The organism is Polaribacter gochangensis, assembly GCF_046224025.1.
GTDB lineage: Bacteria > Bacteroidota > Bacteroidia > Flavobacteriales > Flavobacteriaceae > Polaribacter > Polaribacter gochangensis.
This window is the reverse complement of record NZ_JBJXRF010000001.1, coordinates 365,656-378,488: the sequence shown is the minus strand read 5'-3', so window position 1 is coordinate 378,488 and position 12,833 is coordinate 365,656. Positions and strand designations below refer to the sequence as shown.

Below are 12,833 nucleotides of genomic sequence, written 5' to 3'. Positions count from 1 at the left end.
AATAAAATTGTATGCAAATATACTTTATAAAATTCAGGTTTTTAAAGTTGGTTTTTTTAATGAAACGTAAAAGAATTAAACAGCACATAATTTTCTTTAGAAGGTAAATGTTCTCCCATAAACGATAAATTTTCTAGACTGTTATGAACAGTAAACTTGTGTTTTGTTTTTATTTTGGTTTGTAATGTTTTTACCAAAACATCATTAATATACCATTTTACAAAATATCTATTCTTTTTTTCTGTCAATTCAAGTTTAAAAGTATGCCATTGTTCGGTAATTACTTTAAAAGTACCAGAAGAATTAGGGCTGTATTGCGATGTGCAATGTACAAGTGCTTCATTAGGTTTTGCGTTTACTTCTTTTCGATCTTCCTTGTTTCCTGATCCTATTTCAAAATCTATTTCGTAAGATGTTTTTCCTGAATGATAAATAAAAGCACCAATACTGCATTGGTCGTTTAAGTCAAATTGTGGTACATATATATTCCATTGATAAGTGCCAAGTCCAAAATCTTTTCGTACAGTTTTTACTTTTACTCGGTCTTTTCGGTGAGCACGAGTTGTAATTTTTAAACGATTGTTTTCTAAGGAATACGATTTTGGATGCCCAAAAGAGTTGTCTTTCCAATTTGAATTAAATGTTTCTTGATTATCAAAATTCGCTACAAAAGGAACGTTTTTTACAGGAACATTTTTTAGAAATAAATAATTGGTACAACTGTTCATAACAATAATTAGTAATATCAGAAATGCTTTAGAATTGGTGTTCATTTAAAATGGGCAACTAAGTTGAACTTTAAAGATAACATTATTTTATATGAAAAAAAACAACTGTTGTTTTATCTGTTTTGTGTTTGATTAGTTGCAAGGATTTTTATAAGTAGGCGAGAACTAGTCATTAATTATATACGGTGTTAGCTGCTGCCTTTTATTCATTTTTCAACTGGGTTAGGTCGGTCAACTTCTCTCCATCATATTTCCACAAATTTCCTTTTCTGCCACCAAACCACAAATTTCCATCTTTATCTTCTATGATTGTTCTTATTGAAATTCCTGATAATTTGTCTAAAGATTTGAAACTCCCATTTTCAAAATAGCAAAGAGCTTCTCTGTCGCTACCTAACCAAACTTTTCCGTCTGAACTTTGGAATATAACGGCAATATTATTACTGCACAAACCATTACTTTCATTAAAGTTTCTAAAGTTTTTTCCGTCAAACTTATCCAATCCACCATTTCGATTTCCATTTGTTCCTATCCAAACATTCCCTTCTTGGTCTTGATAGACATAACGAACCATATTATCACTTAATCCACTTCCTGTTTTGAACTCTTGGAATGTATCTCCATCGTATTTCGTTAATCCGCCATTACTCATTGAAGCAAACCAAATGTTTCCAGCTTTGTCCTGTATTATGCTTTGTATAACGTTGTGATGAAGGCTATCTTCATATTTCCTGCCTTTCTCAGCCAATATGTTTTGAAATGTTTTTCCGTCATATTTGTAAGCTCCACCACCTGAAGTCCCAATCCAATATATTCCATCTTTATCTTGAATTATTGAATTTGCCTGATTTGGGTTTACTGTTGGGTAAACCCTTTTGTACCATTCACTACTTGTGTCAATGTAAGGAATTGTAATCTGGGTAAAAGTTTTACCATTGTATTTGAACAAGCCCTTATTTGTTGCCAACCAAATAATTCCTTTGTCATCTTCAATGATGCTCCAAATTTGGTTAGTGCAAAGTCCATCATCTTCATTAAAATTTGAGAATTTTTCACCATCAAATTTATAAAGACCTTCGGTTGATGTCCCAAACCATAGGTCTCCATTTTTGTCTAATAAACTGCTTGTAACAATGTCAGCACTCGTATAAACTTTAGGCTCTTTTAATTCAACTGTTTTTGGTTTCTGTCCGTTACAAGAAAAAAATAGAAGCAAAGTTATTATTGAAATCAGAAAGTTCATTATTCTTTTTTTGTTGTGTTAGGTTGCAGCGAATGTCTAGTTATATACTAACAAATATAGGTGTTTAACAGTATATGTTCCGGAATAATAAAAGGTTTTTGTTTTTTTATAAATAGACGTTAAGCATTGATTTTCTTTAAAATAGAACCTTTTTTTTACCAACTCGCAGTCGGTGAAAACAATAAATCAGTTGGATTGTCAATATCATATAAATATTGAAAACCTCTAGATTCTTTCTGGCAAAAAGGTTCTAAAAGCTGCACCATGTTTACAAAACTTTCCATGGTTAAAACACAGAAAAAGGTCTCATTGTCTTTGGTAAGTATTCCTTCGTCAGAATTAAATAAACCAAAAAGTAAATTGCAATTGCGAGGCTGAATAAAATCAACTTCAGATAAATCTAATCGCTGCTTTTTAGCAATAATAATGTCTTTAATTAAATCTCTAAATTGAATTGCTTCAGCTTTGTCAAAGTTGTACAACCGAACTACGTTTTCGCCATGATTGTTTACATTTTCTATGTAATCTAATTCCATTTACAATTTTATTAATGTGCTTCCAACCAATTTTGCCCAATTCCCATTTCTACATCTAACGGTACCGCCATTTTAAAAGCATTTTCCATTTCTTCTTTGATAATTGGTTTGATAATTTCTAACTCGTCTTTATGTGCATCAAAAACCAATTCATCATGTACTTGCAATAACATTTTAGACTTAAAGTTTTCTTTTTCAAAACGTCTAAAAATATGAATCATTGCGAGTTTAATAATATCCGCAGCCGAACCTTGAATTGGCGCATTTACCGCATTTCGTTCAGCAGCATTTCTAACAACTGCATTTCTAGAATTGATGTCTTTTAAATAACGACGTCTTTTTAAAACCGTTTCTACATACCCATTATCTCTAGCAAAATCTACCAAAGAAGACATGTAACTTCTTAACTTTGGATAAGTTTCGTAATACGTATCAATTAACTCTTTGGCTTCGCTTCTAGATAAATCTGTTTGATTGCTCAACCCAAAAGCAGAAACGCCGTAAATAATTCCGAAGTTCACCGTTTTTGCATTGCTTCTTTGTTCGCGAGTTACTTCGTTTAACGGAACATTAAATACTTTTGCAGCGGTTGAAGCGTGAATATCTTCACCGTTTTTAAATGCTTCAATCATGGTTTCTTCTTCACTCAAAGAAGCGATAATTCGCAATTCAATTTGAGAATAATCTGCCGCCAATAAAACATGATTTTCATCACGCGGAATAAACGCTTTCCGAACTTCTCGTCCGCGTGCTGTTCTAATCGGAATGTTCTGTAAATTCGGATTGTTAGAACTTAAACGACCAGTTGCAGCAACTGCTTGTGCATACACGGTGTGAATTCTTCCTGTTTTTGGATTGACTTCATTTGGCAACGCATCAACATAGGTGCTTTGTAATTTTTTATACTGACGAAATTCTAAAATATCTCTAATAATTTGATGTTCTTTTGCCAAATAACTTAAAATATCTTCTGAAGTTGCATATTGTCCTGTTTTGGTCTTTTTAGGTTTGTCAACCAATTTTAGTTTTTCAAACAACACAATTCCCAATTGCTTTGGCGATGCTAAATTAAATTCTTCTCCAGCTTGTTCGTATACGCTTTTTTCTAAGCGATCAATGTCTTTTGCCAACTCAACCGACAATCCTTTTAAAAATTCAGAATTGATATTAATTCCTTCAATTTCCATTGCAGAAAGCACAGAAACTAACGGAGTTTCAATTTCGTTAAACAATTTGGTCACATTTCCGCTTTCTAATTCTTTGGTAAAATGTTCTTTTAATTGCAAAGTGATATCTGCATCTTCCACCGCATATTCTGTTTGTTCTGCAATAGGAATAACACGCATAGAAAGTTGGTTTTTTCCTTTTTTACCAATCAGTTCTGTAATTGAAACGGGTTGATAATTCAAATAGGTTTCTGCCAACATATCCATATTATGTCGCATATCTGGATTGATTAAATAATGTGCAATCATCGTATCGAACAATTTCCCTTTTACAGGCATTTCATAATTCGATAATACTTTGATATCATATTTTAAATTATGTCCAATTTTTTCAATTCCTTCGGATTCAAAAAACGGACGAAATTCTTCTAAAATCGTTTTCGTTTCTTCTTGATTTTCTGGAAACGAAACATAATATCCTTTTCCGATTTCGTATGAAAATGCAATTCCGATTAACTCAACTTCTAAGGCTTTTAAACCAGTGGTTTCGGTATCAAAACAAACCGATGTTTGTTGTAGTAGTTTTTTCAACAACATTTTTCGAGACAAAGGCGAATCGATATGTTGGTAAAAATGATTGGTTGTTTTTATGGTTTTAAATCCCGATGCAACTTCTTCTTCAGAAACGTTTCCAGTTCCTGGAGCAGCAAACAAATCAAATTGTCCGTCTTTATTGTTGTTTACAGGTTTTTTGTGTTTTTGTTCGCTGAGCGTAGTCGAAGCGACCACTTTTGTTTCAGTAGTTTTTGTGGAATTTTCTTCTTCTTTAACGGCGAATGTTCTGGTAAAGTTGACCAATAAATTTCTGAATTCTAATTCGTTAAAAAGTTCGGTAACTTTTTCAATATCTGGTTGATCAAGTTCAAAATCCTTTGCGTTAAACGTCACAGGAACATCCAACATAATTGTGGCTAATTTTTTAGAAAGCAATCCTAGTTCTTTTGCGCCTTCCACTTTCTCCTTCATTTTTCCTTTTAGCTCATGTGTATTTGCTAACAAGTTTTCCATAGAACCATAAGCGGTTAAAAACTTTTTTGCAGTTTTTTCTCCAACGCCAGGCAAACCAGGAATGTTATCAGAAGAATCTCCCATCATTCCTAAAAAATCAATGACTTGTAACGGATCTGTAACTCCAAATTTTTCTTGCACTTCCGGAACCCCCCAAACATCATAACCACCCCCAAAACGAGGTTTGTACATAAAAATATTTTCTGAAACTAACTGAGCAAAATCTTTATCTGGCGTTACCATAAATGTTTGATAACCTTCTTTTTCTGCTTGTTTAGAAAGTGTTCCAATCACATCATCGGCTTCAAAACCTTCTTTTACCATAATTGGAATGTGCATGGCTTTTAAGATTTCTTGAATATATGGAACTGCAATTTTTATGGCTTCTGGAGTTGCGTCTCTATTTGCTTTATAAGCTTCAAATAGTTCAACTCTATCAACACTTCCGCCTTTGTCAAAACAAACCGCCAGTTTATCTGGTCGTTCGCGTTTTATAACATCTAATAATGAATTCATAAAACCCATAATTGCAGAAGTATCTAAACCTTTGCTATTGATTCTTGGGTTTTTGATAAACGCATAATATCCACGGAAAATTAATGCATAAGCATCAACTAAAAAAACTCTTTTTTGTTCTGACATTGTAAAAATATTGAAGTTATAAATCTACAAAAACTTATGCGTTTTTAAGTTTAGATTGCATTAGAAATTTATAAAGACAGCACTATTACTTTTGTTGTTAGTGAAGGATGACCAAATGATCCTTTACAGGAGGTTAAAATTTGTTTATTAATAGTTGAAATTATTAATATTGATTGTGTTTTTGATAGCAAATCTTTTTTGAGAGTGTTGAAAAATCCTTGATAATCAGTAGATTTAATCAAAAATGTTATATTTGTAAACTAACAAATAGGTAACTAGTATGTTTTTCCTCCTAAAAACTTATAGATTATGACAAAATTTGGTGAGTTAATTAATGTAAAAAAGCCCGTTTTAATAGACTTTTATTTTGATTGGAACGACGAGGAAAATAACCTTGATACATTAAAAGATGTTGCAGCTGCTCTTGGCGATAAAGCTAAAGTGATTAAGATTGATATAAAAAAGAACGAAATTCTTGCTGACACTTTGCGTGTTAAAGGAAATCCAACTTTTATGATTTATAAAAATGGCGAAATGAAATGGCGTCAAACGGGTGAACAAGATGCAAACACTCTAATTGGTTTGGTACAACAATATGTTTAAGCAATAGCTTTAAAAACAAATCCTTTTTCAGTATAATATTTCAATACTTTTGGTAAAACGTATGTTAGTTTTTCTGACGCTTTTACGCTGTCATGAAAAACAATAATGCTTCCGTTTGTAGTGTTTTTTAATACGTTTTCTAAGCATTTCTTTTTGGAGATAGAAGTGTCAAAATCTGCACTCAACACATCCCACAGAATAATCTTAAAACCTAAGCTTCGTAATTTTTTTGTTTGACTTCTTTTTATTTTACCATAAGGAGGGCGAAATAAATTAAGGTTCAAAGGTTCAAAGTTAGAAACTTTCAAAGTTTTTTCAACTTCTAAAACATTTTCTAAGTAGTTGTTTTTTTTATGCTTCCAACCATTTAGATGATTTTGAGTGTGGTTGCCAATAGTATGTTTTTCGGATATAATTTTTTTGAAAACTTCAGGATGCTTTTTTATATTTTTTCCAATACAAAAAAAAGTAGCTTTTGCATTGTGTTTTTTTAATTCAGATAAAACAAATTCGGTTATTATAGGAGTTGGACCATCATCAAAAGTGAGGTAAATTTCTTTTTTATCCGAAGAAAAACGCCACGTATAATTCTTGAAAATCTGTTGAATTATACGGGGCGTTTTTGTAAGATACAATTTCATAAGTTGGCTTCTTATTCTTCCATCAAATGGTCAAATAAATTCATAGAATCCATAAAGTCTTGTTGTAGTTTTTTAGCATAAACAGTGTCTCTATCACTTGTTATCACTTGTTCTAAAACACCTCTTTTGTACATCAACAGCACATTTTGTAATTCTTCAATAATCACATTACTGTATTTAAGATCATAAGTGCTATACCAAAGTAGTTTCTGTTGTAGTATTTTAATCAAAGTGTCAACTGTTTTCCTAGCTTTTTCTGGTTTTCCAATTTGATAATAAATCTCTGGATAGCCTAAAGCAATACTATAATGATCAAACTCTTCAATTGGCATTTTTTCTAGAGATAAATCTAGAATTTCTTCTGCTTTTTCAAAGTTGTTTTCATCTGCAAAAGTTTCTGCCAAACGCAGCATATTATTACGCAATGAGATGGCATTTTTACGTGTTTGTTCGTCAATATAAATTTTACCGCTATTGATATTTCTCCATTCTAATTTCTGAATATTGTTGTACATTTTTTCAGAATCGATGCGTCCCATATCAAACATGGTTCGCTCTCTAATTTTATTTCCAGCAGCATCAACTTCAATCATTGGTGTTTTAATAGGAACCAATTTAAAAGCCATTCCGTCTAACTGTAAATAATCTTTTAACCAAATATATTCTCCGTCTTCATTTGCGCCACCTGTAAAGTAAATAGGTTGTTTCCAATCAAAATTTGCTAAGATGTCTAACATTAAAATTCGGTTTTTAGACAAGCCTCTTTCATCAATAGTAATGTCGATAAAATCAACCATTTTATCTGCATCTTTTGCAGCTACAATTCCACTTTTTAACGCATTTTCTTTGTTAACGGGAATTCTAATTCTGTTTGTTGGATATGTTTTTAATCTGTCTTCTTCATTGATATAATACGTAACATCATTATCGCTTGCTATCCATCTCATAAAATCTTTTATTCCGATAACTGAATCTTTAAACTGTGGATGTGGTAAATGATAGGCAACATCTAAAGAGCCAGTTTTGTACTTGTCGTGTGTTAATTGCGAAGGAATTGGTGGCGCTTCATAGGTTGCTCTTTTCATTTGATCTATGTACCAATCGGTTGCAAATAAGCTGGTGTTTACTAGTTTTACATCTCTTCGAATTCCTTCAACTTCTTGCATGTACCAAAGCGGAAACGTATCATTATCGCCAATGGTAAACATAATTGCATATGGGTCTGTAGATTCTAAATACGCTTGTGCATTTAAACGCGTTGTAAAGCGATTGGATCTGTCGTGATCGTCCCAGTTTTCGGATGCCATTAAAGTAGGAACTGCCAATAATGAAATTACAGAAACGGCAATTGCAATGGTTTTTTTGTTTCCTAAATGTTTTAAATATTGATACAAGGCAAAAACCCCAAAACCAATCCAAATGGCAAAAATGTAAAAGGAGCCAACAATGGCATAATCTCGTTCTCTAACTTCAAATGATTTTGGATTTGTATAGAAAATTACTGCAAATCCTGTAAAAACAAAGAATAAAAATAAGGAATAGAAATTTTTCTTATCAAATTTTACTTGATACAACAATCCTATAATTCCTAAAATTAAAGGTAAAAAGTAGTATTTATTTCTTCCTTTATTATCTTTTACGTCGTCTGGTAAATTTTGCTGAGAACCCAATCTTGCTTCATCAATAAAATCAATTCCGCTAATCCAATTTCCATTAAAAATATCTAATTGCCCTTGTTTATCATTTTGTCGTCCGGCAAAATTCCACATAAAATAGCGTCCATACATATAGCCAAATTGAAAACTCAGCATAAAATGAATGTTCTCAGAAAAAGTTGGTCGTCTTTTAGAATTTGCTGGAATGCCAACAATTGCTTTGTAATTGGCTTCTCGATCTGGATCTACCATTCTTGGAATAAACCCTTTGTGTCTTGAAGAATAATTAGGGTCTGTGTTTTTGTATTTATTTACAATAACATATTTTTTATTCTTTAAATCTTTTTCATATTTTGGTTTTCCATCTACATACGGGTTGTTTTTATCTAAATCGTCTGTATTGTATTTGATAGAATAATAGGTGTCGTAAAAAACATTGGCATCGCCATATTGTTCTCTATTATAATACGCTAATAATTCTCTTGCACTAGACGGATTGTTCTCGTTAATTGTAGTGTTTGCGTTAGCTCTAATTGGCAACATTAACCAAGATGAGAATCCCATCATAATAAACAGTATTGATAAGATTAGCGTGTTTAAGTTTACTTTGTTCTTTTTACGTGTGTATTTTATACCGTAATAAAACACAGCAATTAAAATGATTGCGGCAATAATACTTCCAGAATTAAAGGGTAATCCGATGGTGTTTACAAAGAATATTTCTGTTGAACTGAAAAATTGTAATGTGTACGGAAATAAAAACTTAAAGACAAACGCTAAAATAACAACAGAGATTACTGTTGCAACTGCAGTAGTTTTTATAGTTATAGTATGATATGTTTTAAAGAAATACAACATTACAATTGCAGGGATCACCAATAATGATAAGATGTGAACACCAAACGATAATCCAACCACAAAACTAATAAGTAGTAACCATCTATTTCCTCTTGGTAAATGCATTTCATTTTCCCACTTTAAACCAAGCCAAAATAAAATTGCCATTAAGAATGACGACATTGCATATACTTCTCCTTCAACAGCACTAAACCAAAAACTATCTGAAAAAGTATAAGCTAAAGCTCCAACAACTCCAGATCCAAGAATAGCAATCACACTAGATAATGATGAGTCACCTTCATCTTTTGTCATTTTTTTAGCCAAATTGGTAATGGTCCAAAACATAAATAAGATGGTAAATGCACTCGCCAAGGCAGACATAAAATTGACCATTTTTGCAATTCCGTCTAATTCACTCGTAAACATAGCAAAAAAAGCTCCCAGCATCTGAAACAATGGCGCTCCTGGTGGATGACCAACTTCTAATTTTACAGCTGTAGAGATATATTCTCCACAATCCCAAGCACTCACTGTTGGTTCTAATGTTAGTGTGTAAGTTATTAGGGCAATGGCAAATACAAACCATCCGGCAATTGTATTCCATTTTTCGTAAGTAGATTGTGTCATCATTAAATTTAAATATGTGTGGCGAATTTACTAAATTATAAGTAAATTTAGGTTGTTAAAACGTGGCAACTAGCAATTTACTGTGATAAAAAACTGTTAAAAATAAAAAAACTAAAAAAACATTTGCAATATTAAAAGTTTGAATTAAATTTGCACCCGCAATTGGCCTATGGTGTAATTGGCAACACACCGGTTTTTGGTACCGACATTCAAGGTTCGAGTCCTTGTAGGCCAACAAAAAACCTCACTATTTATAGTGAGGTTTTTGCTTTTTATGCTTTTTTGTAACCTAGATAAAGAAAGTAAACACTGGTTTTAAAGATTTTTTAGAAAGACTTTTACTGATGCTTCTGTTAAAAAGTCTAAAGATACCACTGCTTTCATGAGTGGAAAGTGCTATTAAATCGGCATTTATTTCTTTAGAAAAGTTTAAGATCCCGTTTTCTATAGAATCATCATCATATACATTGATAGAATGTTCTAAGTTTTGGTATGAACTTAAAAAAGTCTCCATTTTTTGTTTTGATTTTTTAGTGCTTTTAAAGCGATTCATTGTATTAACATTTAATAGATGAATTTTGCTTTTAAACTTTTTAGAAAAATCTAATAAAACCTCAAAAGATTTTCTGTCTTCTTCATTAAAATTAGATGTGAAAACCAATTCTTTTACATTAAATTCTTTAGGGTCGTTCTTGACCACTAAAACAGGTGTGTTAGCGTTTCTAACAGTTCTTTTAATATTTGAGCCAATTAATAATTCATCAAAAATGCTTATTTCTTTTGATCCCATTAGAATAAGGTCGGCATTTATTTTTGAGTTAAATTTTAAAATGCCTTCAGAAGGTTTGTCAAAGCGAATTGCATACTTGACTTTAGTGTCAGAACTAAAAAAATCTTTTTTAATTTTAATAATTTTCTCTTGTGTCTTTTGAATGTAAAACATGCTTTGAGGTATGCCAAAATTACTCCCAGAACCCATGTCTACATGGCCTTTAGGAAGTTCTAGTAAATGTAAGAGGTGTACTTCTATTTCTGTTTCATTTGCAATTTTTGAAGCTAATTTCATCGCATACTCAGACTGTACAGAAAAATCTATAGGAACTAGAATTTTTTTCATAGTTGAAAAATTTTAAAAAAAAAGTTACAGGAGGTTCACAAATGTACAAAAAAAATATTTAACTCTAAGCTATTTGGGTATTTATGAATAAGTTAGTATATTTGCAGCAAAAATAACGTAAAAGAAGAATGAAGGGGGCTATAAGCCCCTCTTTTTATACCAAAAATGAATAAAAAAAAGATTCAAGATTTATTAGAGGAAGCGTTGGAAGAAAACCAATCTTTGTATTTGATTGAATTGTTTTTTTTACCAGGGAACAAAATTCAGATTGTGATTGATGGTGATCAAGGCGTTTCTTTAAGTGAATGTATAAGAATTAATAGAAGTATTGAGGGGAACTTAGATAGAGAAGTAGACGATTTTGCGTTAGAAGTTACTTCTCCTGATATTGCAGAGCCTTTAAAGGTTAAAAGGCAATACATTAAAAACCTTAACAGAATTATAACTGTTAAAATGATTGATAAAAAGGTAGAAGGAACTTTAACAGAAGTAAATAAAGATAATATCATAATATCTTGGAAAGCAAGAGAGCCAAAACCAATAGGTAAAGGGAAAGTTACTGTTGAAAAAACAGAAACAATAGCTTATTCGGATATAGTTGAAGCAAAAGTGAAGATAATTTTTTAATAAAAGAGTTGAATGGAAAATATAGATTTAATTGATTCATTTTCAGAATTTAAAGACAATAAGAGCATAGACAGAGTAACATTGATGTCTATTTTAGAAGAAGTTTTTAGAGCTGCATTGAAGCGTAAATTTGGATCAGATGATAATTTTGATATTATTATTAATCCAGATAAAGGAGATTTAGAAATTTGGAGAAATAGGGTTGTTGTTGCAGATGGAATGTCAGAAGACGATAATGAGGAGATTGAATTAGCGGAGGCAAGAAAAATTGAGCCTGATTTTGAAATTGGCGAAGATGTATCTGAAGAAGTAAAATTAATTGATTTAGGAAGAAGAGCTATCTTAGCTTTGCGTCAGAATTTAATTTCTAAGATTCAAGAACACGATAGTACAAACATCTTTAAGCAGTTTAAAGATTTAGAAGGAGAAATTTATAGTGCAGAAGTGCATCATATTCGTCATAATGCAGTAATTTTACTAGATGATGAAGGTAATGAATTGGTATTGCCTAAAAGCGAACAAATTCGTTCAGACTTTTTTAGAAAAGGAGATTCAGTTAGAGGTGTTATTAAGACGGTAGAATTAAGAGGAACAAAACCAGCAATTATTTTATCAAGAACTTCACCAAACTTCTTAGTAAAGCTATTTGAACAAGAAATTCCAGAAGTTTTCGACGGTTTGATTACTATTGAAGGTGTTGCAAGAATTCCTGGAGAAAAAGCAAAAGTAGCTGTAGATTCTTATGATGATAGAATTGACCCAGTTGGAGCGTGTGTTGGAATGAAAGGATCTCGTATTCATGGAATTGTACGTGAATTAGGAAATGAAAATATTGACGTAATCAATTATACAAAAAACGAACAATTATACATTGCCAGAGCATTAAGTCCAGCAAAAATTGTTTCAATGGAAATTAAACCCGCAGAAGAAGTAATAGATGGTAAAAAAGGACGTGTAAATGTGTTTTTAAAACCAGAAGAAGTTTCTAAAGCAATTGGTAAAGGTGGTGTAAATATTAGATTAGCAAGCCAATTAACAGGATATGAAATTGATGTACAACGAGAAGGAATAGAGGATGAAGATGTTGAATTAACAGAATTTGGTGATGAAATCGAAGGATGGGTAATTGACGAATTGAAAAAAATAGGATTAGACACTGCAAGAAGCGTCTTGGAAAAAGACGTAGCAGAATTGTTGAAAAGAACAGATTTAGAAGAGGAAACAATTCTAGAGGTTCAACAAATATTAAAAGACGAATTTGAAGATTAATATGTATGTGTTAATCTTAAAATCATAAATTATTCTGAGAATATAACTATACATTGTATAAAGTGTATTTT

At 31.6% G+C, this 12,833-nt stretch carries 10 protein-coding genes and 1 tRNA gene; 4 read left to right on the top strand and 7 right to left on the bottom strand.

The annotated features are described in order from the left end of the window. Window positions 1–56: 56 nt before the first annotated feature. The 4 genes from ACEWL1_RS01735 to polA all read right to left on the bottom strand — a co-directional run bounded on the left by ACEWL1_RS01735 (window position 57) and on the right by polA (window position 5,383). A complete protein-coding gene (locus ACEWL1_RS01735; RefSeq protein WP_409231562.1) occupies window positions 57–773 on the bottom strand; it encodes a LamG domain-containing protein in 717 nt (238 codons plus the stop codon). 157 nt (window positions 774–930) lie between these two features. Then, window positions 931–1,971, bottom strand: a complete 1,041-nt coding sequence (locus ACEWL1_RS01730; RefSeq protein ID WP_409231561.1) for a ligand-binding sensor domain-containing protein — start codon at window positions 1,969–1,971, stop codon at window positions 931–933. A gap of 155 nt (window positions 1,972–2,126) precedes the next feature. Beyond that, the gene (locus ACEWL1_RS01725) at window positions 2,127–2,507 is read right to left on the bottom strand and encodes a hypothetical protein (protein WP_409231560.1); all 381 of its coding nucleotides are present in this window, start codon (window positions 2,505–2,507) and stop codon (window positions 2,127–2,129) included. Between the two features lie 11 nt (window positions 2,508–2,518). Continuing rightward, the gene (polA, locus tag ACEWL1_RS01720) at window positions 2,519–5,383 is read right to left on the bottom strand and encodes a DNA polymerase I (protein WP_409231559.1); all 2,865 of its coding nucleotides are present in this window, start codon (window positions 5,381–5,383) and stop codon (window positions 2,519–2,521) included. Window positions 5,384–5,692: 309 nt separating this feature from the next. On the opposite strand from polA, the gene ACEWL1_RS01715 reads away from it, so the two are divergent. After that, the gene (locus tag ACEWL1_RS01715; RefSeq protein WP_301402527.1) at window positions 5,693–5,986 is read left to right on the top strand and encodes a thioredoxin family protein; all 294 of its coding nucleotides are present in this window, start codon (window positions 5,693–5,695) and stop codon (window positions 5,984–5,986) included. On the opposite strand, the gene ACEWL1_RS01710 is transcribed toward ACEWL1_RS01715, so the two are convergent. Together ACEWL1_RS01710 and ACEWL1_RS01705 are read right to left on the bottom strand one after the other, a co-directional pair. After that, the gene (locus tag ACEWL1_RS01710) at window positions 5,983–6,627 is read right to left on the bottom strand and encodes a polysaccharide deacetylase family protein (protein WP_409231558.1); all 645 of its coding nucleotides are present in this window, start codon (window positions 6,625–6,627) and stop codon (window positions 5,983–5,985) included. The two genes, ACEWL1_RS01715 and ACEWL1_RS01710, sit on opposite strands and share 4 nt — an antisense overlap. A gap of 11 nt (window positions 6,628–6,638) precedes the next feature. Continuing rightward, a complete protein-coding gene (locus tag ACEWL1_RS01705; protein WP_409231557.1) occupies window positions 6,639–9,752 on the bottom strand; it encodes a DUF2723 domain-containing protein in 3,114 nt (1,037 codons plus the stop codon). A gap of 160 nt (window positions 9,753–9,912) precedes the next feature. Between ACEWL1_RS01705 and ACEWL1_RS01700 the strand changes: the two genes are divergently transcribed. After that, window positions 9,913–9,984 (top strand) — tRNA-Gln (locus tag ACEWL1_RS01700). A gap of 54 nt (window positions 9,985–10,038) precedes the next feature. On the opposite strand, the gene ACEWL1_RS01695 is transcribed toward ACEWL1_RS01700, so the two are convergent. Then, complete coding sequence (locus ACEWL1_RS01695; RefSeq protein ID WP_409231556.1) at window positions 10,039–10,866, bottom strand: universal stress protein; 828 nt, start codon at window positions 10,864–10,866, stop codon at window positions 10,039–10,041. Window positions 10,867–11,031: 165 nt separating this feature from the next. Between ACEWL1_RS01695 and rimP the strand changes: the two genes are divergently transcribed. Continuing rightward, window positions 11,032–11,493, top strand: a complete 462-nt coding sequence (rimP, locus tag ACEWL1_RS01690) for a ribosome assembly cofactor RimP (RefSeq protein ID WP_409231555.1) — start codon at window positions 11,032–11,034, stop codon at window positions 11,491–11,493. Between the two features lie 12 nt (window positions 11,494–11,505). Next, a complete protein-coding gene (gene nusA, locus ACEWL1_RS01685) occupies window positions 11,506–12,762 on the top strand; it encodes a transcription termination factor NusA (RefSeq protein ID WP_409231554.1) in 1,257 nt (418 codons plus the stop codon). Window positions 12,763–12,833: the final 71 nt, after the last annotated feature.

Excerpts from the sequence above, each read along its gene's own strand:
- ACEWL1_RS01735 (WP_409231562.1), bottom strand. The coding sequence starts at position 773 with ATGAACACCAATTCTAAAGCATTTCTGATATTACTAATTATTGTTATG.
- ACEWL1_RS01715 (WP_301402527.1), top strand. The coding sequence starts at position 5,693 with ATGACAAAATTTGGTGAGTTAATTAATGTAAAAAAGCCCGTTTTAATA.
- ACEWL1_RS01730 (WP_409231561.1), bottom strand. The coding sequence starts at position 1,971 with ATGAACTTTCTGATTTCAATAATAACTTTGCTTCTATTTTTTTCTTGT.
- ACEWL1_RS01695 (WP_409231556.1), bottom strand. The coding sequence starts at position 10,866 with ATGAAAAAAATTCTAGTTCCTATAGATTTTTCTGTACAGTCTGAGTAT.
- ACEWL1_RS01710 (WP_409231558.1), bottom strand. The coding sequence starts at position 6,627 with ATGAAATTGTATCTTACAAAAACGCCCCGTATAATTCAACAGATTTTC.
- ACEWL1_RS01705 (WP_409231557.1), bottom strand. The coding sequence starts at position 9,752 with ATGATGACACAATCTACTTACGAAAAATGGAATACAATTGCCGGATGG.
- rimP (WP_409231555.1), top strand. The coding sequence starts at position 11,032 with ATGAATAAAAAAAAGATTCAAGATTTATTAGAGGAAGCGTTGGAAGAA.
- nusA (WP_409231554.1), top strand. The coding sequence starts at position 11,506 with ATGGAAAATATAGATTTAATTGATTCATTTTCAGAATTTAAAGACAAT.
- polA (WP_409231559.1), bottom strand. The coding sequence starts at position 5,383 with ATGTCAGAACAAAAAAGAGTTTTTTTAGTTGATGCTTATGCATTAATT.
- ACEWL1_RS01725 (WP_409231560.1), bottom strand. The coding sequence starts at position 2,507 with ATGGAATTAGATTACATAGAAAATGTAAACAATCATGGCGAAAACGTA.